This is a genomic window from Pseudomonas sp. 8BK (assembly GCF_902506475.1).
GTDB lineage: Bacteria > Pseudomonadota > Gammaproteobacteria > Pseudomonadales > Pseudomonadaceae > Aquipseudomonas > Aquipseudomonas anguilliseptica.
The window spans coordinates 2,169,761-2,190,733 of the sequence record NZ_LR733252.1 but is presented as its reverse complement, the minus strand read 5'-3'; the positions used below and the strand labels follow the sequence as shown (position 1 = coordinate 2,190,733).

Below are 20,973 nucleotides of genomic sequence, written 5' to 3'. Positions count from 1 at the left end.
CCCAGACACCTGCGGCGCTGGGGCTTGTGGGCTGGCCGATTACTCCACGGCCGCCTGGGCTTTCTTGCTTGAGCCTTTCGGCGCAAAGCGGGCGGCCAGGCGCATGGAGGCGGTCACCAGGCGTTGATAGAAGGCCGGCCATAGGCGTTGCATGCCATCCAGGGCGTAGGCGTCCGGGCCGATCAGGATGCGCCGCTTGTTCGCCAGCGCACCGCTGATGATCACCTGGGCGGCTTTCTCCGGCGTGGTGCGCAGCAACTGATCGTTGAACTGCTGGCGCGCCTTGTCGGCGTCCTGGCCGGTGACGTTGCTCAGGCTGGCATTCATCCGCGCGGTCTTGGCGATGTTGGTCTTGATTCCGCCCGGGTGCACGCAGCTGGCCGATACACCGCAGTCGGCCATGTCCAGTTCCTGGCGCAGCGACTCGGTAAAGCCGCGCACGGCAAACTTGCTGGCGTTATAGGCGCTCATGCCCGGTTGAGCGAACAGACCGAACACGCTGGAGACGTTGACGATATGGCCGCTGCCGGAAGCCTTGATATGCGGCAGGAAGGCTTTGGTGCCGTTGACCACGCCCCAGAAGTTGATGTTCATGATCCACTCGTAGTCGGCGTAGTCATTGCCTTCCACGGTGCCGCCCTGGGCCACGCCGGCGTTGTTGAAAATTGCATTAACCCGGCCGAATTCGCTCACTACCTGATCAGCCCAGGCATGCACGGCCTCACGGTCGGCGACGTTGACCAGGGTTTCGCTGACCTGCACGCCAAGCTTGCGCGCTTGGGCGGCGGTTTCCGCCAGCCCTTCGGCATTCACATCGGAGAGCGCCAGCTGGCAACCCTGGCGAGCCAGACCGAAGGCCAGGGCGCGGCCAATACCGGAACCTGCGCCAGTGATGGCGGCTACCTTGTTTTCAAACGACTTCATGCGCTGGCCTCCTGGGCAGTCAACTGGATAGCGCTGGTCTGCGCCGGGTGTGCCGCGTGCTTGCGACTGAAATGATAGGCCGCTGGGTCAAAGTTGCGCGTCAGCAGGCGGAAACGCCAGGTAAAGCCCGGCCACACTGTGCAGTTGCGGCCACTGACCGGATGCAGGTACCAGCTGGTGCAGCCGCCGGCATTCCACACGGTGTTGCCCAGGCTGCCCTGCAGCTTGCCGTTGAATTTATCCTGCACCGCCTGTTTGACTTCCAGGCTTTGCAATTCTTGCTCACCAACCAGCTTGAGCGCACCAAGCACGTAATGGATCTGCGACTCGATCATATAGACCATCGAGTTGTGGCCCAGGCCGGTGTTCGGGCCCATCAGGAAGAACAGGTTGGGGAAGCCGGCAGTCAGGGTGCCTTTGTAGGCCTGCGGGCCTTCTGGCCAGGTATCGAGCAGGTCGACGCCGCCCCGGCCAAACACCACGCCGCGCGGCAGCGGGTCGCTTGGGGTGAAGCCGGTGCCAAAGATGATCGCGTCAATCTCGCGCTCTTTACCGTCCACGGTGCGGATGCTGCCGCTGCGGATTTCCTCGATGCCATCGGTGATCAGGTCGACGTTGGGCTGGGTCAGCGCCGGGAAGTAATCGTTGGAGATCAGCACGCGCTTGCAGCCCATCAGGTAATCCGGTGTGACCTTGGCGCGCAGGACCGGGTCCTTGATCTGCTTGTTGATGTACCACTTGCCGACTTTCTGGGCGAGGGTCATCACCTTGGGCAGCATGGCAAAGCCGATCACCCGGCTTTCCAGCAGGGCATAGATGGCGCCGCGCCAGAGTTTTTGCAGCAGCGGGAAGCGCTTGAAGCGGTTGCGCTCGCGCTCGCTGATGGCACGGTCGGGCTTGGGCATGATCCACGGTGCGGTGCGCTGGTACAGATCAAGCTGGCTGACCTGCTTCTGGATCTGCGGCACAAACTGGATCGACGATGCGCCGGTGCCGATCACCGCAACGCGTTTGCCGGTAAGGTCATAGCTGTGGTCCCACTGCTGCGAGTGGAAGATCTTGCCGGTGAAGTCGCCCAGGCCCTTGAGCGCCGGAATCGAAGGGGTGGACAGTGCGCCCATGCCGGACACCACAAATTGTGCGGTGTAGCTGTTACCGGCACTGTCACTGATCTGCCACAGCTCCTGCTGTTCATCCCAGGCAAGGCGGGTGATTTCGGTGTTCAGCTGGGTGTGGTTTTGCAGACGATACTTGCTCCAACAGCCTTCCAGATAACCCTGGATTTCTGGTTGCTTGGCGAACATGCGCGTCCAGTTGGGGTTCTGCTCGAAGGAGAACGAATACAGGTGCGATTGCACGTCACAGCCGCAACCCGGGTAGTTGTTGACCCGCCAGGTACCGCCGACACCGGCTTCTTTCTCGAACAGCAGAAAGTCATGTTCACCAGCCTGCTTCAGGCGGATGGCCATGCCCAGGCCGGAGAAGCCCGTGCCGATTATGGCTACCTTGCAGTGGCGGGTGGCAGTTGGGGGTGAGACGGGTGCATTCATGGCCAAGCTCCTGTTATGTTTATTGCTGGCGTATACAGCTGTATACCAAGGTAGACAAATGTATACTCGCCAGCAAGCAGCATTCTCACAAGCCAACTTTTAGGTAGGGTTCGTTATGCAGGCAGACGCCAGCGAGCAGCAGCCAGCCGCAGAAAAAGCCACCGAGGCCCCAGGCAAGACTCTGTTACTGGAGGCCGCGTTACGTCTCACCTCAACTAGTCGCAGCTTGAGTAATCTGGGCCTGCGCGAGTTGGCGCGTGAGGCGGGGCTCAACCCCAATACCTTCTATAGGCACTTCAAGGATGTGGATGACCTGGGGTTGACGGTGATTCGGCAGATCTCCACCCAGCTGCGCCAACCGCTGCGCGACCTGCGCCGTGAGGCGGCCGAGCGAGCGGTGCAGACGAACCGCAAAAGCCTGCCGATGCTGTTTGGCATTGACTTGCAACGCGGCCGGCGGGTGTGCCACGAAACCGTGCAGCTGTTCTTCGATTTTGTTGCGCAGAACCCCGAAGCTTTCATCATCGGCGTGCGCGAACTGCATGGTGCTTCTGCGGTGCTGCGGGCGGCGCTGCAGGAGGTGATGGATGAGTTTGGCGCGGACATGGCCGAGGACATCATTGCCTTCAAGCTGCTGCCGGACATGGTCAACCCGTCAGTGGTACGGCAGGTGTCGAACCTGATCAGCCGCAACCTGTTCCAGCTGTCGCTGGACTATATCGAGCAGCCTGAGCGGCAAGCGGCGATCTGTGCACTGGCCGAAGAGCAGATCGTTATGCTGTTTACCGGGGCCAGCGTGTTGCAAAGTCTGGGGCAGTTGAAGTTGCCCGCCGAATAAACGCGGCTACAACTGAGGCGAATCAATGGCGGTGCCATCTGCGAGCGTTATGCTAGATCGGCATAGTGCTACCGTGCTGTTCCGACGTTTTCCCCATTAAGGATCCCCCATGATTGAAGCCACCTGGATTGCTTTTGCCTTTGTCATGGGGCTGGTGGCGCGGGGGATTGGTCTGCCGCCGCTGGTGGGCTACCTGGCGGCTGGCTTTGCTCTGGCCGGTTTTGGCGAGCATATCGGCGTTGGCCCGCGTGACAGTGTGGTGCTGGATCACGTCGCCCATCTGGGTGTGCTGCTGTTGCTGTTTACCGTGGGCCTCAAGCTGAAAATCGGCAACCTGGTGCGGCGTGAAGTGATCGGCGGCGGTCTACTGCATTTCGCTATTTCCAGTCTGATCTTCCTCCCGGCGATTCTGTTGCTGCTGGAACTACCCTGGCAGCAAGGGCTGCTGTTGGCCATTGCCCTGTCGTTTTCCAGCACGGTGCTGGCGGCCAAGGTGCTGGAGGGTAAGCGCGAGTTGCGCGCCTTCCACGGGCGCGTGGCGATTGGCGTGTTGATCATCCAGGACCTGATTGCCCTGGTGGTGATGAGCCTGGCCAGTGGCAAGGTGCCTTCGGCCTGGGCATTGCTGCTGTTCGGTTTGCCACTGCTGCGCCCGTTGCTGTTTAAGCTGCTCGATGTCAGCGGTCACGAGGAGCTGATGGTGCTGCTCGGCTTGCTGTTGGCGCTGGTGCTGGGCGGTTACGGCTTCGAGCAATTGGGGCTGAGTTCCGAGCTGGGCGCGTTGGCCTTCGGTGCCATGCTGGCCAAGCACAAGCGCGCCACCGAGCTGGCCAACTCGCTGTGGGGCATCAAGGAAATCTTTCTGGTCGGCTTCTTTCTGCAGATCGGCATTGCTGGTCTGCCGGATGCCGCCGCCTTGAAGTTCGCCCTGGTCATGGCGGTGCTGCTGCCGCTCAAGGGCGTGCTGTTCTTCTTCCTCTTTCTGCTGTTCCGCTTGCGCGCGCGCAGTGCCTTTCTCAGCAGCGTGACCCTGACCAACTACAGCGAATTCGGCCTGATCATGGCCAGCGTGGTGCTGCCTGAGTGGATGATTCCCCTGGCCATTACCGTGGCCCTGTCTTTTGTGATTTCCGCGCCGCTCAACCGGGTTGTTCACCCGCTATACGAGCGCCTGGCTAAACGTTTGACGGCCCTTGAACGCAATATCCGTCATCCGGATGAGCAGCCGGTTTCTCTCGGCTTTTCCCAGGTGCTGGTGATGGGCATGGGGCGTACCGGGCGTGCAGCTTATGACTACTTGCGGGAGAAGGGCTATCAGGTGGTCGGCCTGGATTCCGACCCAGTGGTGATCGAGCAGAGCAACAAGGTAGGACGTAGCGTGCTGTTTGCCGACGGTGAGGACCCGATGTTCTGGCAGCACCTGCAAATGCCCAATATCGACGCGGTGATCCTTGCGCTCAACGATGAAGAGGCCAAGGTGATTGCCACGCAGAAGCTGCGCGAGCGCGGGTTTAACGGTTTGGTGGTGTCCCATGCTCTGTACGAGGATATCGCCATGCGTATCCAGCAGGCCGGAGCCGACCGTACTTACCTGACGATGAGTGAGGCGGGTGCCGGCCTGGCCGAGCATGTGTTGCGCACGCTGAAAAGCCGGGCCGAAGCTGACGCGAATTAGCGGTCAGCCTCGGCAAGCTGGGCTTAGCTGAAGCCCAGACGCTGGCGCCAGCGTTTTTCCAGCGCCTTGCTATCGTGGTCCAGCGGATGGAAGCCCGGGCGGTAGTAGTCTAGGTACGGCAGGATCAGTTTGCTCAGGAAGCCGTTGCGTGGGCCGAACAGGGTCTTCAGGCCTTTGCCCCAGCTGCGCCAGTTGAACAGTTGGCCGTCCTTGCGCAGCAGGTGCAACTGGAACCAGCCAATCACGCCGAAGAAGATCACCGTGGAAATCGCCATCATGCCAACGCGGGTGAAGTAGCCGCCGTAGACCTTCTGGTATACGTCGTAGCAGACTGCCTTATGCTCGTTCTCTTCAATCGCGTGCCACATCCACAGTTGATACAGCTTGGGGTCGTTCATCTGGGTGGTCAGGTCTTCGCGCTGTAGCAGTTGCTCGGCCATGGTTGCGGTGAAGTGCTCCAGGGCGCAGGTGGCAGCCAGGCGCTGCTTCTTGGTGGTGATCTTGGTAACCCACTCCAGCAGCACCTTGATGCGCAGTTCCAGCAACTCCAGGTCGATATTGTGCTCGGCGGCGTAGTCGTTGTAGGCCGCGTGTTCCTTGGAATGCATGGCTTCCTGGCCGATGAAGGCGCTGATGTCCTTCTTCAGCTGCGGCTCGCTCACCTGTTCGCGCACGGCGCGCACGCTGTCGACGAAGAACTTCTCGCCATAGGGAAACAACGACGACAGGTTGTTCATGAAGTGGCTCATAAAGGGGTCGCCGGCAAACCAGAACTTCTGGCTTTCATCGAAGCTGAAGTCCATGCGACGCACGGGGAAACTGGCGGTTGGGGTGCTGGTTTTGGCTGTCATAAGGGCGACTCCTCGGCATCTTGATCGCGTTCGCGACCGCTCTTGTTATGGGGCTTGGGACGACAGGCTGGGCTGTCTTGGGCCGTGATTTATCTTTAGCCGAGGGCGTTTTAGGTGCGAGGTCATTCCTGGCCAGGGCGGCCGGAATTACGCCAACTTATGGATAGTTGTCGGACAGTTCGTCACGCCTGGCGCCTTGAGGGCGCGAGCTAGCAGCGAGTGGGCTGGTCGGTGCGGGGCGCTTCGATACAGCCCTGCCGCACGAGGAAGGCACGGCAGAGCTGCTGGTTATTGATTTTTAAGGGCGCTCAGCGTTGCTGGCGCAGCTCGGCAACTTCCGTGCGCAGGGCGCGCAGTTCATCGAGCAGCAATTGTTCGGTGGGCGAGGGCGGCGCCAGCTTGGCTTCCTGTTCATGGGTGGTCTGCATGGCATTGACCACCACAGCGATAAACAGATTAAGCATCATAAAGGTGGCAATCAGGATAAACGGCAGGAAATACATCCACGCCAGCGGGAACTGCTCCATTACCGGGCGCACGATGCCCATCGACCAGCTTTCCAGGGTCATCACCTGGAACAGGGTATAGAGGCTGGCACCGAGGCTGCCGAACCATTCGGGGAAGGCTGCGCCGAACAGTTGCGTGGCCATCACCGCCGCCACGTAGAACACCAGGCCGAGCAACATGGCGATGCTGCCCATGCCTGGCAGTGAGGACAGCAGTGCTTCGACCACTCGGCGCATGTTCGGGTTGATCGAGATCAGCCGCAGCACGCGCAACACGCGCAGCGCACGCAGCACGGCGAATGGACCGCTGGACGGCACCAGCGCTACGCCTACCACCAGGCAGTCAAATACCGCCCAGGGGTCACGCAGCAGACCCAGGCCGCGGGCAACAAAGCGCAGCGCCAGCTCCAGGATAAACACCGCGAGAATCAGCTGATCCAGCGTCAGCAGCAGCTCGCCCCATTCGGCCATCAGGCCTGGGTAGGTCTGGATGCCGAGAATGGCGGCGTTGAGCACGATCAGGGTGGTGACCAGGCGGGTGATGGCTTTGCTTTCCATCAGCGCGCCGAGGCGCAGACGCCAGTGGCTGGCTGTCGGGTTCATGGGTATTTCATTCATGGTCTGTGGGTACTTGTGTAGACGGTGGTCGAATCAGTTGGCGAGGGGCAGCCAGGCCCGGACAGGCAGCGCTGCCGTCAGGGCCGTCAAGCAGAGTTATTGGTCGGTGAGGGCGAAGCGGGTCAGGGCAAAGGTGGGAATGCCGCTGTCCTGCAGTTTCTGCGAGCCGCCCAGTTCGGGCAGGTCGATGATTGCGGCGGCTTCGATGATGCTCGCGCCCATGCGCCGTACCAGTTGTGCGGCGGCCAGCAGGGTGCCGCCGGTGGCGATCAGGTCATCGAAAATCAGCACCTTGTCGCCTTCGCAGAGGCTGTCGGCGTGCACTTCCAGTTTGGCTTCGCCGTACTCGGTCTGGTAGCTCTCGCTGAGCACATCGGCAGGCAGTTTGCCCTGCTTGCGGAACAGAATCAGTGGCTTGTTCAGTTCATAGGCGATGATCGAGCCGATCAGAAACCCGCGCGCATCCATGGCGCCGATATGGCTGAAATCGGCTTCGACGTAACGCTGGATAAAGCTGTCGGCGACCATGCGCAGGGCACGTGGCGACTGAAACAGCGGGGTGATATCACGAAAGATCACCCCCGGTTTGGGGAAGTCCAGCACCGGGCGGATCAGGGTTTTGATAGTGAATTCGTCGAAGATCATCGGCTAGGTCCTCAGGGCGGGTCGATCAGCCCTCGAGGTTACCGCCGGCCAGGGCGCACAGCTCGATGGGGTCGAGGATATGCACTTCCTTGCCTTCGGCTTCGAGCAGCTTGTTCTGTTGGAAGCGGGTAAATACCCGCGATACGGTCTCCACCGCAAGGCCCAAATAGTTACCAATTTCGTTGCGCGACATGGCCAGACGGAACTGATTGGCTGAGAAGCCGCGGGCGCGGAAGCGTGCCGAGAGGTTGACCAGAAAGGTCGCAATGCGTTCGTCGGCGGTTTTCTTCGAGAGCAGCAGCATCATCTGCTGATCGTCGCGGATCTCCCGGCTCATGATGCGCATCAGCTGGCGGCGCAGTTGCGGCAGCTGCACCGAGAGTTCGTCGAGACGTTCGAAGGGGATTTCGCATACCGAAGTGGTTTCCAGGGCCATGGCCGACACTGGGTAACTTTCGCTGTCCATGCCGGACAGGCCGACCAGCTCGCTGGGCAGGTGGAAGCCGGTGATCTGCTCATCACCGCTGTCGCTCAGGCTGAAGGTTTTCAGTGCGCCGGAACGCACGGCGAACACCGAATTGAAGGCATCGCCCTGGCGGAACAGGAACTCGCCCTTTTTCAGCGGGCGGCCGCGTTTGACGATTTCGTCGAGCGCGTCCATGTCCTCCAGGTTCAGGGACAGCGGCAGGCACAAGCTCGCCAGGCTGCAATCCTTGCAATGGGCTTGATGTGGGGTATGCAACTTGATGCTTTCGGACATCGCTGGCGATCCTGGTTAAACACACAATAGCCGTAAGGTTACAGCAGGGCGCAGAACAGAGCCACTAAGACGCAAGTCTGATCGAATGTTCAAGTTTTATCCTGGCTGGCCGATAACCCAGGCGGCTTTCAATACCTGCAAGGAGCATCGCTATGCGTCTGGAATCGACTCAGTTGAGCACCCGTATGAACCTCGCGCTGGAGCGCAAGAGTGCTGCGGCCGAGGGCGTTGTGGCGAGCAGCGAAGGGGATGAGCAGGCACTGCGCGACAGTCTACGAGTTAGTCTGTCGGAGCTGGGCAAGGCGCGCTCCGCCGCCGCGCAGAAAAACCGCGATATTGATGAGAGCAGCCTGCCGGATGTGGTCAAGGATCTGCTCAAGCGAATCCGTGAGCTCAAGGTGCAGATCGAGGCGAAGAAAGACGAGCTGAAAGAGGTCATGCAGGACCAGAGCCTCGACCCCGAGGCCAAACGTATGAAGATCGAAATGCTGCAGGGCGAGCTGGCTTCTCTGCAGGGCGCCTTGATCAGCGCCAATGCGACGCTGATCAAGGTTATGCGCGAGCAGGATCTGAGTGATCAGCAGATGCAGGAAGTGGCCAGCCTGATCATGAAATAGAGCTGGCCTACTAAATCACTCGGGAAAAACGCTGCCTGCTCAGCTCGGTCAGGTAGCGATCAAACAGCATGCACAGCGAGCGCACCAGCAGGCGACCCGCGGGCCGCACTTCGATGCCCTGGGCATTCAGCTCGATCAATCCATCACTGGCCATCTGCTGCAGTTGCGGCCAGATATCGGCAAAGTAACTGCGAAAATCGATGGCATAAGCCTGCTCGATATCAACAAAGCGCAACTGGAAATGGCAGATCAGCTGTTGAATGACCGCCCGGCGCAGACGGTCGTCGGCATCACAATGCAGGCCGCGTAGGGTGGCCAGTTCGCTGTGGCCGAGGCAGTCCTGGTATTTGCTCAGGTCGCTGTTGTTCTGGCAGTACAGATCGCCAATCTGGCTGATCGATGACACGCCTAGACCGATCAGGTCGCAATGGCCGTGGGTGGTGTAGCCCTGGAAGTTGCGTTGCAGGCTGCCGTCTTCCTGGGCGCTGGCCAGTTCGTCGTCAGGCAGGGCGAAGTGATCCATGCCGATATAGCGGTAACCGGCGGCGCTCAGTTGCTCGATGCTGGCCTGCAACATGGCCAGCTTGTCACCTGGGCTGGGCAAGTCGCAGGTGTTGATCCGCCGCTGTGGCATAAAGCGCTCCGGCAGGTGGGCGTAATTGAACAGCGACAGGCGATCCGGCTGCAGGGCAATCACTTCAGCCACGGTGCGGGCGAAGCGCTCCGGGGTTTGCAGCGGCAGGCCGTAGATCAGGTCGATGTTTACCGAGCGGAACTGCAGGGTGCGCGCCGCTTCGACGATGGCGCGGGTTTCTTCCAGGGTTTGCAGGCGATTGACCGCCCGTTGCACGGCCGGGTCTAGGTCCTGCACACCCAGGCTGACCCGGTTGAAACCCAGCTCGCGGAGCAGGCCCATGGTCGACCAGTCGGCTTCGCGCGGGTCGATCTCGATGCTGTAATCGCCGCTGTCGTCATCCAGCAGGTTGAAGTGCTGGCGCAGGTGGCCCATCAGATGGCGCAGTTCATCGTGGCTGAGAAAGGTCGGGGTGCCGCCGCCGAAGTGCAGTTGCTCGACTTTCTGCTGCGGGTCGAGGTGACGGCTGATGATCTCTATTTCGCGTTCGAGCTTTTCCAGATAGGGCTGAGCGCGGCCGCGATCCTTGGTGATCACCTTGTTGCAGGCGCAGTAGTAGCAGATGTGCGCGCAGAACGGGATATGCACATACAGCGACAGCGGCCGCAGCGCTTTGCGACTTTCGCGCAGGGCGTGCAGCAGGTCGAACTGGCTGATGCGCTCATGGAATTGCACCGCGGTCGGATAGGAGGTGTAGCGCGGGCCGGCCTGGTCGTAGCGGCGGATCAGGGTGCTGTCCCACTGGATGGCGTTGAGCATGCGGGTATTCCCGGTTTGGCTTTCAATACCGGGCAGTCTATGAGCGCTGCGTCTGGGGTGTTTTGACCTGTATCAAGCGGCCTGCTAGTGACCCATCAGCCAGTGCTGGTGCGGGCCGGGCATTGTCCACAGGCCGAAGAGGATCACCAGAATACCGCCGGCCGTGCGCACACCCTGTTTGCGCAGCAATGCGGTCAGGCGTTCGGCGGCCATGCCGGTGGCCAGCAGCACAGGCAGGGTGCCGAGACCAAAGGCCAACATCAGAGCAGCGCTGTCGACTGCACTACCTTGGCTCGCGGCCCATAGCAGGGTGCTGTAGACCAGGCCGCAGGGCAGCCAGCCCCATAGGCCGCCGAGTATCAAGGCATGCGGCAAACTGGTGACCGGCATAAAACGCCGGGTCAGTGGCTGGATATGCCGCCAGAGACCACGACCGAGGGCTTCGATACGGGTCAGACCACTCCACCAGCCGGCCAGGTAAAAGCCCATGGCAATCAGCAGCAGCGCGGCAATCACCCGTAAGCCCATGACCAAAGGGCTATTGGCCACTGCCCAGCCGGCCAGGCCAAGCAGCAGGCCGGCCAGGCTGTAGCTGAAAATGCGCCCCAGGTTATAGGCCAGCAGCAGCTGAAAGCGCTGCGCGCGCTGTTCGGGTGGAATGGCCAGGGTCAGCGCACCCATCAGGCCGCCGCACATACCCAGGCAATGGCCGCCGCCGAGCAGGCCGAGGATCAGTGCCGAGATCAGTAGCGGCAGTAGCTCAAGCACCGGGCTTGTCCTGTGGGGCCTGATCGGCCTGAGGCTCGTCGAGTTGTTGCACCTGGCTTACGGCTGCAGTGTGCTTGGGGTCTTCGTCGTCGAACAGGATGCTGTGCGCCGGGCCGTCGAGGTCATCGTACTGACCGCTGTCCACCGCCCAGAAGAACAGCCAGATGGCAAAGGCCACCAGGGCGATGGCGACCGGGATCAGGATATAGAGGGCGGGCATGGCTTAGTGGCTCCGGCGCAAGAATTGCCGCAGATCGAGGCTGGCAACTGGGAAGAGTCTGTCCGGGCTGCGACCGGTCAGTGCGACGAAGGCAAACAGAGCATTAAGGAAAAGCATGATCAGGGTGTCCGGCAGGCTGTCAGTAAACAGGCTGCTGAGTGTGGTCTGCTGGCTGATCAGCGCGGTAGCAACGTGGTAGGCCATAAACAGCTGCAGGCTGAACAGCGCTACGGCCAGTAAGCGCACCCACCCGGCAACCTTGCCAGTCATGTTGTTTCGCATAGGACCTCGCCGAGCGTATTAGTGGACTGTTTGACCTGTGCATGTCGGTTATCACTTCCACCCCCGACGGCGCGGTAGCGGATCGGTGAGACGTGATCCACCTTACGTGCGAGTCAGGCGCAGAGCGTTGACCACCACCAGCAGCGAACTGACCGACATACCCAGCGCCGCCCAGATCGGGGTAATCCAGCCGATAGCGGCGAAGGGCAGCACCAGGCCATTGTACAGGCTGGCCCAGGTGAGATTCTCGATGATGATGCGCCGGGTTCGTTGCGCCATGTGTAGCGCCTGCACCAGGCTGCTCAGGCGGTTGGACAGCAGCACGGCATCGGCGCTGGTTTTTGCCAGGTCGGTGGCGCTGCCCATGGCCACGCTGATATCGGCGGCGGCCAATACCGGCACATCGTTGACCCCATCGCCGAGCATCAGCACCCGGCGGCCCTGGCTATGCAGCTGCTTGAGCACCTCCAGCTTGGCATCCGGAGTCAGGCCGCCACAGGCATCATTGATGCCCAATTGGCGCGCCACTTCACCGACCATGGGCGAGCTGTCGCCGGACAGCAGCATGATTTGCCAGCCTTTGGCCTTGGCCATGTCGATCAGTTGCGGCGCGTCTTCGCGCAGGCGGTCATTCAATACAAACCAGGCCAACGGCCCTTGCTCATCACCCAGCAGCAGCCATTGACCGTGTTCACCGCTGATCGCTGGCTTTGTCTGCGCACTCAGTGCGCAGACAAAGCCAGCCTCACCGATGCGCAGCAGCCGGTTGCCAACACGCCCCTGCAGGCCTTGGCCCGGATGGCTGTCAACTGCATCTGCAGCTTCTGGTGCCTGACCGAAGGCGCGGGCAATCGGGTGTTCTGAGCGGTTTTCCAACGCCGCGGCCAGGGCCAGACAGGCGTCGGCATCCAGCTCGCGCAGGGGGTGGATGGCGCTAAGGGTCAGGCGACCTTCAGTGAGGGTGCCGGTCTTGTCCAGCACCAGGGTGTCGATTTGGTTCAGACCTTCCAGCACGTGGCCACGGGTCAGCAGCATGCCCAGTTTGTGCAGTGAGCCGGTGGCGGCGGTCAGTGCCGTGGGGGTGGCCAGCGCCAGCGCGCACGGGCAGGTGGCGACCAGTAGGGCCAGGACAATCCAGAATGCGCGGGAAGGGTCGAGTTGCCACCAGACCAGGCCGACGACAGCGGCCACTACCAGGACAATCAGCAGGAACCACTGCGCAACCTGATCGGCCAGTACCGCCAGGCGCGGCTTGTCGCTCTGCGCACGTTCCAGCAGGCGGACGATGGCCGACAGTCGCGTGGCATCACCGAGGGCCTGCACTTGAATTTGCAGCGGCCCTTCAACATTGAGTGTGCCGGCGGTCACGCTGTCGCCGACGTTGCGTGGTTGCGGCAGGTATTCGCCGGTCAGCACGGACTCATCCACGCTCGACTGGCCCTGGATGATGCAACCATCGGCGGGCAGCAGGGCGCCGGGCGGCACCAGCACTTGATCGCCGACCTGCAGTTCATTGAGCAGAATGCGCTGGCTCTGACCTGCTGCGTCCAGGCGTAGACAGGAGGCGGGCAGTAGATTGACCAGCTGTGCGGTGGCGGCAGCTGTGCGTTCGCGGGCGCGGCGCTCCAGATAGCGGCCTGCCAGCAGAAACAGGGCGAACATGCCCACCGCATCGAAATACAGCTCGCCCTGGCCGGTGACGGTTGACCAGATACCGGCGATGTAGGCGCCGCCAATCGCCAGGGACACCGATACATCCATGGTCAGGTGGCGGGTGCGCAGGTCGCGCAGCGCGCCACGGAAGAACTGACCGCAGCAATAGAAGACAATCGGCGTGGTGAGAAACAGGCTGACCCAGCGCAGGATCTTGTCCAGCTCGGGGCTGAGGTCGATGTTGAATTCCGGCCAGGTGGCCATGGTCGCCATCATCACCTGCATCCACAGCATGCCGGCTACACCGAGCTCGCGCATGGCGCGGCGGTTCTCGCTGTGCAGCTGTTCGGCGGCGGCATCGGCCTGCCAGGGGTGAGCGGCGTAGCCGATCTTGCGCAGCGCCTTGAGCAGGCTGCTGAGCGGCAGTTGGCTGTCGGCCCAGCGCACTTGCAGGCGGTGGTTGGACAGGTTGAGCTGCGCCTCGGCAACGCCGGGTAGGGCGCGCAGGTGTTTCTCGATCAGCCAGCCACAGGCCGCGCAGCTGATGCCCTCGATCAGCAGGCAGGTCTCGCTGAGTTCGCCGTCATGTTCGACAAAGGGCTGCTGTACATCGCTGCGGTCATACAGCGCCAGCTCGTCAGGCAGCGCCTGAGGCAGGCTTTGCGGGTTGGCGGCGCTTTCGCTGCGGTGCTTGTAGTAGTGTTCCAGGCCGCCGCTGACAATGGCTTCGGCCACTGCCTGACAGCCCGGGCAGCACATCTCGCGGGTTGCACCCAGTACCTGGGTCTGAAAACGGCTGCCGGCAGGAACCGGCAGGCCACAGTGATAGCAGGGAGTTGGACTGGCCATCGGTGTGCTTATTGGGCATCCCCGAGGTTGATCGTCTGTCCGCTCTGCACATTTTCTTCTTCGAACAGGCGCCAGTCCTTGCCGCCTTCCTGGCCGATCAGCTCGACAAAGCGGCGGCCCTTGACCGCGTCGATCATCTGTCCGCTGTAACTGCCATCGGCCTGCGGCTGCAGGATCACCCGGCGGTCGCGCTCGGGTTGGGTTGGCGAGATCAGGTTGAGCACCAGTTGCTGCGGACGGCTATTGCCGCTCAGCTGCAGGGTGGCGGTGCCGTTGTCATCGTTGAGCAGCAGGCTGGCGTGCAGCTTGAGGCGAATGGCGTGGTTTTCCCGCTCCAGCGACTGGTTGATGCCTTTGCCGACATCGTAATAGTCATCGGAAATCAGCCCCGGTGGGTTCTTCGTGGCGATGGTCAGCAGGGTCAGCCCCTGGACCACTGAATAGGCCAGCAGGCCAATCAGGAACCAGGGCCAGAATTGCTTGTACCAGGGCTTGACGATTTCGGGGTTCTTTTCAGTTATGGGTTCAGACATGGGCTTCTCTAATCAGCGCACGCTCGGGCCGATAAAGCGGCTGGCGGCGTCGGTTTTGATGCTTGGGTCATCCGCCGAGTGCAGGCGGAAGGTGATTTCATTGGTGCTCGAAGGTAATTTTTCCGGCTCGATGGACAACTCGACTGGCAGCGACAGCACCTCGCCAGCGATTGCCTTGATCTCGCGCTTGCCTTCGTACACCAGACCGTCGAGGCCATCGGCTTCGATCAGGTAGGTCACGTCGTGCTGGGCCTTGTTCATGATCTTCAGGGTGTAGACGTTCTCGATCCGGCCTTCTTCGTTTTCGCGGTAGAGCACGCGGTCCTTGAGCACATCCAGTTCTACCAGCGAACGGTCGGCGATGGCCCAGGCGAAGACGCAGAACATGGCGGTCAGCGCCACTGCATAACCGATCAGGCGCGGGCGCACCAGATGGGTTTTCTGTCCGGAGAGATTGTGTTCGGTGGTGTAGCTGATCAGCCCTTTCGGGTAGTTCATTTTCTCCATGATGCTGTCGCAGGCGTCGATACAGGCGGCGCAGCCGATGCATTCGATCTGCAAACCGTCGCGGATATCGATGCCGGTAGGGCAGACGTGTACGCACATCTTGCAGTCGATGCAGTCACCCAGGCCCTGGGCCTTGTAGTCGGCGTCCTTCTTGCGCGGGCCACGGGATTCGCCACGACGAGGGTCATAGGAAACGATCAGGGTGTCCTGGTCGAACATCACGCTCTGGAAGCGTGCGTAGGGGCACATATAGATGCACACCTGTTCGCGCAGGTAGCCGGCGTTGCCATAGGTGGCCAAGGTAAAGAAGCCGACCCAGAACAGTGCCCAGCCACTGGCCTCCAGGGTGAACAGCTCCGGGATCAGTTCGCGAATCGGCGTGAAGTAGCCGACGAAGGTAATCGCGGTGACCAGCGATACGCCGACCCAGATGCCGTGCTTGGCCAGCTTGCGCAGAAATTTCTGGGTGGTCATCGGTGCCTTGTCGAGCTTCATGCGCTGGTTGCGATCACCTTCGGTGACCTTTTCCGCCCACATGAAGACCCAGGTGAACACGCTTTGCGGACAGGTGTAGCCGCACCACACGCGGCCGGCGAACACAGTGATAAAGAACAGGCCGAAGGCGGCGATGATCAACAGCGCCGAGAGCAGGACGAAGTCCTGCGGCCAGTAGGTGGAGCCGAAAATATAGAACTTGCGCTCCGGCAGGTTCCACCAGACGGCCTGACGGCCATTCCAGGTCAACCATACGGTGCCGAAGTACAACAGGAAGAGGGCTGCGCCACCGAGCATGCGCAGGTTGCGGAAGATGCCGGTGAAGGAGCGGGTGTAGATTTTTTCGCGGTTGGCGTACAGGTCGACAACTTCGACCTTGGCCGGGGCAGGGGTGACGTCTTTAACTGGAATCTGTGCACTCATCAGTTCGTACCACGGCGGTTGATTGGCTGCCCTGGTCGATACGTGCCGGCCGGGGTCATACGGGCTCTTGCGCTATGGTACGCCTGACGATTGCTCGGCAGGTGCGACCAGCGGTCGCGCCTGCCAGAGCCGGAGAATTACTTCTCGGTTTTACCTTGCGACAGGCTGTACACGTAAGCCGCCAGCAGATGCACCTTATCGTTGCCCAGGAAGTCAGCCTGGGCTGGCATCTTGCCGTTACGGCCATAGCGCAGAGTTTGTTGTACCTGAGCGAAACTGGAGCCGTAGAGCCAGGTTTTGTCGGTCAGGTTGGGTGCGCCCATGGCCTGTTGGCCCTTACCTTCAGCGCCATGACAGACTGCACAAGTCGTCGCGAAGATGTCTTGACCTGCGGCAAGGTCAACCGCGATACCTTCCGGGTTTTTCAAACCGGAGAGGCTGCGGATGTAGCCAGCCACGTTGCGGATACCTTCCTCGCCCAGTGCATCGAGCTGCGCAGGCATCATACCCTGACGACCAGCCATGATGGTGGTCTTGATGGTTTCCGGCTCGCCGCCGTGCAGCCAGTCGTTGTCGGTCAGGTTGGGGAAGCCATAGGCACCTTTGGCGTCGGAGCCGTGGCAGACCGAGCAGTTGGAGGCAAACAGGCGGCCGCCCATTTTCAACGCTTGCTCGTCCTGGGCCACTTGTTCGATCGGCATGGCGGCATATTTGGCGAAGATCGGGCCATATTGACCTTCAGCCTTGGCCATTTCCTTTTCCCACTGGTGCACGCCGGTCCAGCCTGCGTTGCGCTCTACACCACCAGCAATTTCGATATTGGTGGCGAAGGGCGTTTTGGCTTCGGTGTCGAGGTAGTCGTAGCCTGGCAGCAGACCTTTCCAGTTACCCAGGCCCGGGTAGAGCGCCAGATAGCCAAGGGCAAAGATGATGGTGCCGACAAACAGCATGAACCACCACTTGGGCAGCGGGTTGTCGAACTCTTCGATACCGTCGAAGGAATGGCCGACGGTTTCTTCGGTGGTTTCTTCGCGCTGGCCCTTGCGGGTGCCGAAGATCAGCCAGGTCAGGGCAAAGATGGTGCCCAGAGACAGAATGGTTACGTACCAACTCCAGAACGTGGTCATTGGTTATTGCTCCTGGAAGATTGCTCGTCACGCTCAGTGGGTTTGGGATCGTCGGCGAAGGGCAGGTTAGCGGCCTCGTCGAAACTGGATTTACGCTTGCTGCTGTAGGCCCAGAGCACCACGCCAATAAAGGCGACGAATACCACTGCTGTGCCTATGCCGCGAATCATCCCGATATCCATGTGCGTTACCGTTTGTTCTTGATGGATGTGCCGAGAACCTGCAGGTACGCAACGATGGCGTCCATTTCGGTCTTGCCTTTTACTGCGTCCTGGGCCCCTGCGATGTCTTCATCGGTGTAGGGGATGCCAAAGCCACGCATGATTTCCATCTTCTTGGCGGTGTCCTTGCCGTCGAGCTTGTGCTCGACCAGCCATGGATACGCCGGCATCTTCGACTCAGGCACCACGTTGCGCGGGTTGTACAGGTGCGCACGCTGCCATTCATCCGAGTAGCGGCCGCCAACACGGGCCAGGTCCGGGCCGGTACGCTTGGAACCCCACAGGAACGGGTGGTCCCAGACGCTTTCACCGGCTACCGAGTAGTGGCCGTAACGTTCGGTTTCAGCACGGAACGGACGAATCATCTGCGAGTGGCAGCCGACGCAACCGTTGGCGATGTACACATCGCGGCCTTCCAGTTGCAGCGCGGTGTAAGGCTTGAGGCCTTCCACCGGCTCATTGGTAACGTCCTGGAAAAACAGCGGAACGATTTGAGTCAGGCCGCCGATGCTGACGGCCAGAACCATCAGCAGCGCCATCAGGCCGATATTCTTCTCAATGATTTCGTGTTTCATCAGTGCGCTACTCCGGCAGGAATCTGTGCAGCCGCTTCGTATTCAGAAGCTTTGGCGGCACGCACGGTGCGGTAGGTGTTGTAAGCCATCAGCAGCATGCCAGCGACGAAGAAGGCGCCGCCGATCATGCGCACCACGTAACCGGGGTGGCTGGCTTCCAGCGCTTCAACGAAGGAGTAGGTGAGCGTGCCGTCTTCGTTGACTGCGCGCCACATCAGACCCTGGGTGATGCCGTTGACCCACATCGAGGCGATGTACAGTACGGTGCCGATGGTAGCCAGCCAGAAGTGGGCGTTGATCAGGCCAACGCTGTGCATCTGCGGACGACCAAAGACTTTCGGCAGCAGGTGATACAGGGCGCCGATGGAGATCATCGCAACCCAGCCGAGAGCGCCGGCGTGTACATGGCCGATGGTCCAGTCGGTGTAGTGGGACAGGGCGTTGACGGTCTTGATTGCCATCATCGGGCCTTCGAAGGTCGACATGCCGTAGAACGCCAGCGATACCACCAGAAAACGCAGGATTGGGTCGGTGCGCAGCTTATGCCAGGCGCCCGACAGGCTCATCATGCCGTTGATCATGCCGCCCCAGCTTGGTGCCAGGAGAATGATCGACATCGCCATGCCCAGGGACTGTGCCCAATCCGGCAGTGCGGTGTAGTGCAAGTGGTGCGGACCGGCCCAGATGTACAGGGTGATCAGTGCCCAGAAGTGCACAATGGACAGACGATAGGAGTAGATCGGACGCTCAGCCTGCTTGGGTACGAAGTAGTACATCATCCCCAGGAAGCCGGTGGTCAGGAAGAAGCCCACGGCGTTGTGGCCGTACCACCACTGAATCATCGCGTCAGTCGCACCGGCGTAAGCCGAGTAGGACTTGAACAGGCTGACCGGAACGGCAGCGCTGTTGACGATGTGCAGCATCGCAGTAACCAGGATGAAGGCACCGTAGAACCAGTTGCCCACATAGATGTGCTTGGTTTTACGCTTGACGATGGTGCCGAAGAACACCACGGCGTAAGTGATCCAGACGATGCCCAGAAGGATATCGATTGGCCACTCCAGCTCAGCGTATTCCTTGGAACCGGTGAAACCCATTGGCAGGGTGATCACCGCAGCAACGATCACTGCTTGCCAGCCCCAGAAGGTGAAAGCAGCCAGACCATCGGAAACCAGGCGCGTCTGGCAGGTCCGCTGGACCACGTAATAAGACGTGGCGAACAGCGCGCAACCGCCGAAGGCGAAGATTACCGCGTTGGTGTGTAGCGGACGCAGACGGCCGAAGCTCGTCCATTCCATGCCCAGGTTGAGTTCAGGCCACACGAGTTGCGCGGCGATGAAAACACCTAGAGCCATGCCAATGACTCCCCAAATCACCGTCATTACGGCGAACTGGCGAACCACCTTGTAGTTATAAGCAGTCTGACTGATTGCTGTGCTCATTATGGGTTCCACGGTTAATGGATTTTTTAGGGGCAAAAATCGGCGGCAAGTATGGAGAAAGCGGGTAGCCATTGCAACGACACAAGCCGGCGCGATAAGGCTTTCAGGGCTGTTGGCAAGCATGCATGGCCGCTTATGCAGGGCATTGCCGCGAGCATAAAACGCCTTAGACAGGCGTAGCGCAAAGATGGGAATCGCCTTGGAGTTATGACAGGTGGCGACTGTCGACAAGATTAGCTCAAGTCAAACATCGCGCATGCACTTGGTCGGAAGGGTGCGACCTTGGGTCGCATGGCTCGGGCGGCTGTCCGGGCGCGGAAGAGGCTTGCTTGAGTGGCTGACGACCTGGGGTCGCCAGCCGGATGCTGCGGTTCTAGTGATTACTGTGCGGCGGCGTTCTGTTGTTTCTGGCTCAGGCTCAGTACATACGCGGCCAGCAGATGCACCTTGTCGTTGCCCAGATACTGTTCTTGCGCCGGCATCTGGCCGTTGCGGCCGTGGCGAATGGTCTGCTGCAACTGCACCAGGCTGCTGCCGTAGATCCAGCCAGCCGGGCTGGTCAGGTCGGGCGCGCCGAGCATGGCCATGCCTTTGCCTTCTGCACCGTGGCAGGCCAGGCAGTTGGCGGCATAGATGGTGGCGCCTTGTTGCAGGTCGAAGCTCTTGTCGGCTGGCAGTGGCAAACCGGCCAGATCCTTGCGTACATAAGCGGCAACCTGCTGCACGCCTTCTTCGCCAATCACGGCGACCCAGGCCGGCATGGCACCAATGCGACCATTGAGGATGCTGGTCTTGATTACATTAGGCTCGCCGCCCCAGCGCCAGTGGCTGTCGGTCAGGTTGGGGAAACCCACCGCACCCTTGGCGTCGGAACCGTGGCAGACCGAGCAATAGGTGGCAAACATGCGGCCGCCCATTTTCAGTGCTTGCTCGTCTTTAGCGACTTCTTCCAAGGGCATGGCCGCGTATTTGGCGAAGATTGGCCCATATAGCTCGTCAGCCTTATCGACTTCGCGCTGCCATTGCTTGACTTGAGTCCAGCCGTCTTCATAGCCCGGCAGTACGCCTTTCCAATTGCCCAGGCCGGGGTACAGCACCAGGTAGCCAATCGAGAAGATCAATGTGCCGAGAAACAACATGAACCACCACTTGGGCAGCGGGTTGTCATACTCCTCGATGCCGTCGAAGGCATGGCCCATGGTCTGCTCGGTGGGATTCTTGTGAACCTCACTCTTGCGGGTGGCGAATATCAGCCAGAACAGCGCAAGCAGGGTGCCGACGGTCAGCAGGGTGATATACCAGCTCCAGAACGTGCTCATGGGGTCTTGCTCCTTGGTGCAGCCAGCTTGGGTTCATCGGCAAAGGGCAGTAAGGCGGCCTCGTCGAACGCCGGGCGGCGCTTGCCGCTGTAAGCCCACAGGGTGACGCAGACAAACGACAGCAGAACCAGTGCCGTGCCGATGCCGCGCAGGGTGCCTATATCAATAAAGTCGAATGACAT

At 60.7% G+C, this 20,973-nt stretch carries 22 protein-coding genes; 3 read left to right on the top strand and 19 right to left on the bottom strand.

The window, feature by feature from the left end; genetic code table 11:
* Nucleotides 1-39: 39 nt before the first annotated feature.
* The gene (locus ACIN8IBEIGE_RS10020) at nucleotides 40-924 is read right to left on the bottom strand and encodes an SDR family oxidoreductase (RefSeq protein ID WP_160014497.1); all 885 of its coding nucleotides are present in this window, start codon (nucleotides 922-924) and stop codon (nucleotides 40-42) included.
* Nucleotides 921-2,474, bottom strand: coding sequence for an NAD(P)/FAD-dependent oxidoreductase (locus tag ACIN8IBEIGE_RS10015; protein ID WP_160014496.1), 1,554 nt, complete (start codon nucleotides 2,472-2,474; stop codon nucleotides 921-923). Before ACIN8IBEIGE_RS10015 ends, ACIN8IBEIGE_RS10020 begins: the two co-directional genes overlap by 4 nt.
* A 115-nt stretch (nucleotides 2,475-2,589) precedes the next feature.
* Here ACIN8IBEIGE_RS10015 and ACIN8IBEIGE_RS10010 point away from each other — a divergent pair, with 115 nt between their 5' ends.
* Nucleotides 2,590-3,312 (top strand): TetR family transcriptional regulator, encoded by a 723-nt coding sequence (locus ACIN8IBEIGE_RS10010; protein ID WP_160014495.1) that lies wholly within the window; start codon nucleotides 2,590-2,592, stop codon nucleotides 3,310-3,312.
* A 109-nt stretch (nucleotides 3,313-3,421) separates the two neighbouring features.
* Nucleotides 3,422-4,987 carry a cation:proton antiporter family protein gene (locus ACIN8IBEIGE_RS10005; RefSeq protein WP_160014494.1) on the top strand — a complete coding sequence of 522 codons (1,566 nt, stop codon included), beginning with the start codon at nucleotides 3,422-3,424 and terminating at the stop codon, nucleotides 4,985-4,987.
* A gap of 23 nt (nucleotides 4,988-5,010) precedes the next feature.
* On the opposite strand, the gene ACIN8IBEIGE_RS10000 is transcribed toward ACIN8IBEIGE_RS10005, so the two are convergent.
* From ACIN8IBEIGE_RS10000 to fnr, 4 genes are all read right to left on the bottom strand, one after another.
* Nucleotides 5,011-5,838, bottom strand: a complete 828-nt coding sequence (locus ACIN8IBEIGE_RS10000; protein WP_160014493.1) for a metal-dependent hydrolase — start codon at nucleotides 5,836-5,838, stop codon at nucleotides 5,011-5,013.
* Nucleotides 5,839-6,146: 308 nt separating this feature from the next.
* Nucleotides 6,147-6,962 carry an ion transporter gene (locus tag ACIN8IBEIGE_RS09995; protein WP_160014492.1) on the bottom strand — a complete coding sequence of 272 codons (816 nt, stop codon included), beginning with the start codon at nucleotides 6,960-6,962 and terminating at the stop codon, nucleotides 6,147-6,149.
* A gap of 96 nt (nucleotides 6,963-7,058) precedes the next feature.
* A complete protein-coding gene (locus tag ACIN8IBEIGE_RS09990; protein WP_160014491.1) occupies nucleotides 7,059-7,607 on the bottom strand; it encodes an adenine phosphoribosyltransferase in 549 nt (182 codons plus the stop codon).
* 25 nt (nucleotides 7,608-7,632) lie between these two features.
* The gene (fnr, locus tag ACIN8IBEIGE_RS09985) at nucleotides 7,633-8,367 is read right to left on the bottom strand and encodes a fumarate/nitrate reduction transcriptional regulator Fnr (RefSeq protein WP_160014490.1); all 735 of its coding nucleotides are present in this window, start codon (nucleotides 8,365-8,367) and stop codon (nucleotides 7,633-7,635) included.
* 152 nt (nucleotides 8,368-8,519) lie between these two features.
* On the opposite strand from fnr, the gene ACIN8IBEIGE_RS09980 reads away from it, so the two are divergent.
* Nucleotides 8,520-8,984 (top strand): hypothetical protein, encoded by a 465-nt coding sequence (locus tag ACIN8IBEIGE_RS09980; RefSeq protein ID WP_160014489.1) that lies wholly within the window; start codon nucleotides 8,520-8,522, stop codon nucleotides 8,982-8,984.
* A 10-nt stretch (nucleotides 8,985-8,994) separates the two neighbouring features.
* Here the strand turns inward: ACIN8IBEIGE_RS09980 and hemN are convergent, their stop codons facing one another.
* The 13 genes from hemN to ACIN8IBEIGE_RS09915 form a co-directional block, all read right to left on the bottom strand.
* Nucleotides 8,995-10,377, bottom strand: a complete 1,383-nt coding sequence (hemN, locus tag ACIN8IBEIGE_RS09975; protein WP_160014488.1) for an oxygen-independent coproporphyrinogen III oxidase — start codon at nucleotides 10,375-10,377, stop codon at nucleotides 8,995-8,997.
* 84 nt (nucleotides 10,378-10,461) lie between these two features.
* Nucleotides 10,462-11,145, bottom strand: a complete 684-nt coding sequence (locus ACIN8IBEIGE_RS09970; protein ID WP_160014487.1) for a sulfite exporter TauE/SafE family protein — start codon at nucleotides 11,143-11,145, stop codon at nucleotides 10,462-10,464.
* On the bottom strand, nucleotides 11,138-11,365 hold the full coding sequence (gene ccoS / locus ACIN8IBEIGE_RS09965) for a cbb3-type cytochrome oxidase assembly protein CcoS (RefSeq protein WP_090386000.1): 228 nt from the start codon (nucleotides 11,363-11,365) through the stop codon (nucleotides 11,138-11,140). Before ccoS ends, ACIN8IBEIGE_RS09970 begins: the two co-directional genes overlap by 8 nt.
* A 3-nt stretch (nucleotides 11,366-11,368) precedes the next feature.
* A complete protein-coding gene (locus ACIN8IBEIGE_RS09960; protein WP_160014486.1) occupies nucleotides 11,369-11,635 on the bottom strand; it encodes a hypothetical protein in 267 nt (88 codons plus the stop codon).
* Nucleotides 11,636-11,749: 114 nt separating this feature from the next.
* Nucleotides 11,750-14,149: a heavy metal translocating P-type ATPase gene (locus tag ACIN8IBEIGE_RS09955; RefSeq protein ID WP_160014485.1), complete on the bottom strand. Its 2,400-nt coding sequence runs from the start codon at nucleotides 14,147-14,149 to the stop codon at nucleotides 11,750-11,752.
* A gap of 8 nt (nucleotides 14,150-14,157) precedes the next feature.
* Entirely contained in the window at nucleotides 14,158-14,682 is a 525-nt protein-coding gene (locus tag ACIN8IBEIGE_RS09950) for a FixH family protein (protein WP_256665085.1), read from the bottom strand.
* A gap of 12 nt (nucleotides 14,683-14,694) precedes the next feature.
* On the bottom strand, nucleotides 14,695-16,107 hold the full coding sequence (gene ccoG / locus ACIN8IBEIGE_RS09945; RefSeq protein WP_090386009.1) for a cytochrome c oxidase accessory protein CcoG: 1,413 nt from the start codon (nucleotides 16,105-16,107) through the stop codon (nucleotides 14,695-14,697).
* Nucleotides 16,108-16,244: 137 nt separating this feature from the next.
* Nucleotides 16,245-17,234, bottom strand: a complete 990-nt coding sequence (gene ccoP, locus ACIN8IBEIGE_RS09940; protein WP_160014484.1) for a cytochrome-c oxidase, cbb3-type subunit III — start codon at nucleotides 17,232-17,234, stop codon at nucleotides 16,245-16,247.
* Nucleotides 17,231-17,416, bottom strand: a complete 186-nt coding sequence (locus tag ACIN8IBEIGE_RS09935; protein WP_090386015.1) for a cbb3-type cytochrome c oxidase subunit 3 — start codon at nucleotides 17,414-17,416, stop codon at nucleotides 17,231-17,233. Before ACIN8IBEIGE_RS09935 ends, ccoP (ACIN8IBEIGE_RS09940) begins: the two co-directional genes overlap by 4 nt.
* A gap of 5 nt (nucleotides 17,417-17,421) precedes the next feature.
* Nucleotides 17,422-18,030 (bottom strand): cytochrome-c oxidase, cbb3-type subunit II, encoded by a 609-nt coding sequence (gene ccoO, locus ACIN8IBEIGE_RS09930; protein ID WP_090386018.1) that lies wholly within the window; start codon nucleotides 18,028-18,030, stop codon nucleotides 17,422-17,424.
* Nucleotides 18,030-19,472, bottom strand: a complete 1,443-nt coding sequence (gene ccoN, locus ACIN8IBEIGE_RS09925) for a cytochrome-c oxidase, cbb3-type subunit I (RefSeq protein ID WP_090386021.1) — start codon at nucleotides 19,470-19,472, stop codon at nucleotides 18,030-18,032. Before ccoN ends, ccoO begins: the two co-directional genes overlap by 1 nt.
* Before the next feature lie 380 nt (nucleotides 19,473-19,852).
* Nucleotides 19,853-20,791 (bottom strand): cytochrome-c oxidase, cbb3-type subunit III, encoded by a 939-nt coding sequence (gene ccoP, locus ACIN8IBEIGE_RS09920; RefSeq protein ID WP_160014483.1) that lies wholly within the window; start codon nucleotides 20,789-20,791, stop codon nucleotides 19,853-19,855.
* Complete coding sequence (locus ACIN8IBEIGE_RS09915; protein ID WP_090386026.1) at nucleotides 20,788-20,973, bottom strand: cbb3-type cytochrome c oxidase subunit 3; 186 nt, start codon at nucleotides 20,971-20,973, stop codon at nucleotides 20,788-20,790. The genes ccoP (ACIN8IBEIGE_RS09920) and ACIN8IBEIGE_RS09915 overlap by 4 nt, the downstream gene beginning before the upstream one ends.

Excerpts from the sequence above, each read along its gene's own strand:
- ACIN8IBEIGE_RS10020 (WP_160014497.1), bottom strand. The coding sequence starts at position 924 with ATGAAGTCGTTTGAAAACAAGGTAGCCGCCATCACTGGCGCAGGTTCC.
- ACIN8IBEIGE_RS10015 (WP_160014496.1), bottom strand. The coding sequence starts at position 2,474 with ATGAATGCACCCGTCTCACCCCCAACTGCCACCCGCCACTGCAAGGTA.
- ACIN8IBEIGE_RS10010 (WP_160014495.1), top strand. The coding sequence starts at position 2,590 with ATGCAGGCAGACGCCAGCGAGCAGCAGCCAGCCGCAGAAAAAGCCACC.
- ACIN8IBEIGE_RS10005 (WP_160014494.1), top strand. The coding sequence starts at position 3,422 with ATGATTGAAGCCACCTGGATTGCTTTTGCCTTTGTCATGGGGCTGGTG.
- ACIN8IBEIGE_RS10000 (WP_160014493.1), bottom strand. The coding sequence starts at position 5,838 with ATGACAGCCAAAACCAGCACCCCAACCGCCAGTTTCCCCGTGCGTCGC.
- ACIN8IBEIGE_RS09995 (WP_160014492.1), bottom strand. The coding sequence starts at position 6,962 with ATGAATGAAATACCCATGAACCCGACAGCCAGCCACTGGCGTCTGCGC.
- ACIN8IBEIGE_RS09990 (WP_160014491.1), bottom strand. The coding sequence starts at position 7,607 with ATGATCTTCGACGAATTCACTATCAAAACCCTGATCCGCCCGGTGCTG.
- fnr (WP_160014490.1), bottom strand. The coding sequence starts at position 8,367 with ATGTCCGAAAGCATCAAGTTGCATACCCCACATCAAGCCCATTGCAAG.
- ACIN8IBEIGE_RS09980 (WP_160014489.1), top strand. The coding sequence starts at position 8,520 with ATGCGTCTGGAATCGACTCAGTTGAGCACCCGTATGAACCTCGCGCTG.
- hemN (WP_160014488.1), bottom strand. The coding sequence starts at position 10,377 with ATGCTCAACGCCATCCAGTGGGACAGCACCCTGATCCGCCGCTACGAC.
- ccoS (WP_090386000.1), bottom strand. The coding sequence starts at position 11,365 with ATGCCCGCCCTCTATATCCTGATCCCGGTCGCCATCGCCCTGGTGGCC.
- ACIN8IBEIGE_RS09960 (WP_160014486.1), bottom strand. The coding sequence starts at position 11,635 with ATGACTGGCAAGGTTGCCGGGTGGGTGCGCTTACTGGCCGTAGCGCTG.
- ACIN8IBEIGE_RS09955 (WP_160014485.1), bottom strand. The coding sequence starts at position 14,149 with ATGGCCAGTCCAACTCCCTGCTATCACTGTGGCCTGCCGGTTCCTGCC.
- ACIN8IBEIGE_RS09950 (WP_256665085.1), bottom strand. The coding sequence starts at position 14,682 with ATGTCTGAACCCATAACTGAAAAGAACCCCGAAATCGTCAAGCCCTGG.
- ccoG (WP_090386009.1), bottom strand. The coding sequence starts at position 16,107 with ATGAGTGCACAGATTCCAGTTAAAGACGTCACCCCTGCCCCGGCCAAG.
- ccoP (WP_160014484.1), bottom strand. The coding sequence starts at position 17,234 with ATGACCACGTTCTGGAGTTGGTACGTAACCATTCTGTCTCTGGGCACC.
- ACIN8IBEIGE_RS09935 (WP_090386015.1), bottom strand. The coding sequence starts at position 17,416 with ATGGATATCGGGATGATTCGCGGCATAGGCACAGCAGTGGTATTCGTC.
- ccoO (WP_090386018.1), bottom strand. The coding sequence starts at position 18,030 with ATGAAACACGAAATCATTGAGAAGAATATCGGCCTGATGGCGCTGCTG.
- ccoN (WP_090386021.1), bottom strand. The coding sequence starts at position 19,472 with ATGAGCACAGCAATCAGTCAGACTGCTTATAACTACAAGGTGGTTCGC.
- ccoP (WP_160014483.1), bottom strand. The coding sequence starts at position 20,791 with ATGAGCACGTTCTGGAGCTGGTATATCACCCTGCTGACCGTCGGCACC.
- ACIN8IBEIGE_RS09915 (WP_090386026.1), bottom strand. The coding sequence starts at position 20,973 with ATGTCATTCGACTTTATTGATATAGGCACCCTGCGCGGCATCGGCACG.